Genomic DNA, 896 nt, shown 5'->3' on the forward strand with positions numbered 1-896 from the left:
TCAGCGACGTTTTCAAGCTTGGTCTTCTTGCCCGCATAGGTCGGCTGATCCCCGGTTGAGCCATAAGACCCGTTGTCGATGATCATCAGAATGTAGTTGTCCGCGACGTTGTTGGCGATCGTTGGCAGCGTGCCAAGGTTCGTCAAAACAGATCCGTCACCGTCGATGGAGATAACCGTCTTGTCTTGCGCCAAAGCCAATCCAAGCCCGATGGAGGATGACAGACCCATGGTGCCAAGCATGTAGAAATTCTTGGCATTATCGTCGATCATGTGCAGCTCTTGGCTCGGCAGGCCAATGTTGCAGACCACCAGTTGATCATGAAGGATTGGTGCGATTTCACGTAAGATTTCTGAACGTATCATTGGTCGCCGTAGCCTCCCCAGAAGGACGCATCCGTCAGGATCGCCACAGGTTTGTTGCACATGAATGTGTATTTCAGGATCGCATCGAGTTCATCCGCATCGCTTTCTTTGTGGAAATGATACGTCGGGATGTTCATTTGGCTCAGAAGCGCTTTGGTGTGCACCGCCATCTCGACCTGACAGGCCACAGGCTCGCGCAGCTCGCCACGGTAGCTGATGATCATCGGCAACGGCATGCGGTAGTACTGGATCAACGTCGCGAGCGTGTTGATCGTTACACCAATGGCTGTATTTTGCATGATAATCGCAGGGCGCTTGCCACCCATCCATGCACCTGCACATAGCCCCATCCCTTCGTCTTCTTTGTTGGACGGGATGTGGAAGATTTCTGGGCGTGCGTCGACTTCGTCGATCACACCAGCCAGTTGCTTGCAAGGAACAGTAGTGACGAACGACACGTCGTTCGCAACCAAATCGTCCACGATTTTCTTGTCAATACTCAAGGGCTCGCTCCTGTCAGAGGGGATTAAA

At 52.7% G+C, this 896-nt stretch carries 2 protein-coding genes; both read right to left on the minus strand.

Annotated features, from left to right (window positions below; all coding sequences use genetic code 11):
• Window positions 1-365: thiamine pyrophosphate-dependent enzyme (locus OCA8868_RS16425; RefSeq protein WP_093997674.1), on the minus strand; the 365-nt coding region annotated here is incomplete at its 3' end.
• The gene (comD, locus tag OCA8868_RS16430; RefSeq protein WP_093997675.1) at window positions 362-868 is read right to left on the minus strand and encodes a sulfopyruvate decarboxylase subunit alpha; all 507 of its coding nucleotides are present in this window, start codon (window positions 866-868) and stop codon (window positions 362-364) included. The genes comD and OCA8868_RS16425, both read right to left, overlap by 4 nt.
• Between the last annotated feature and the right edge of the window lie 28 nt (window positions 869-896).

Origin of the sequence: Octadecabacter ascidiaceicola (assembly GCF_900185015.1) — a bacterium.
Lineage (GTDB): Bacteria > Pseudomonadota > Alphaproteobacteria > Rhodobacterales > Rhodobacteraceae > Octadecabacter > Octadecabacter ascidiaceicola.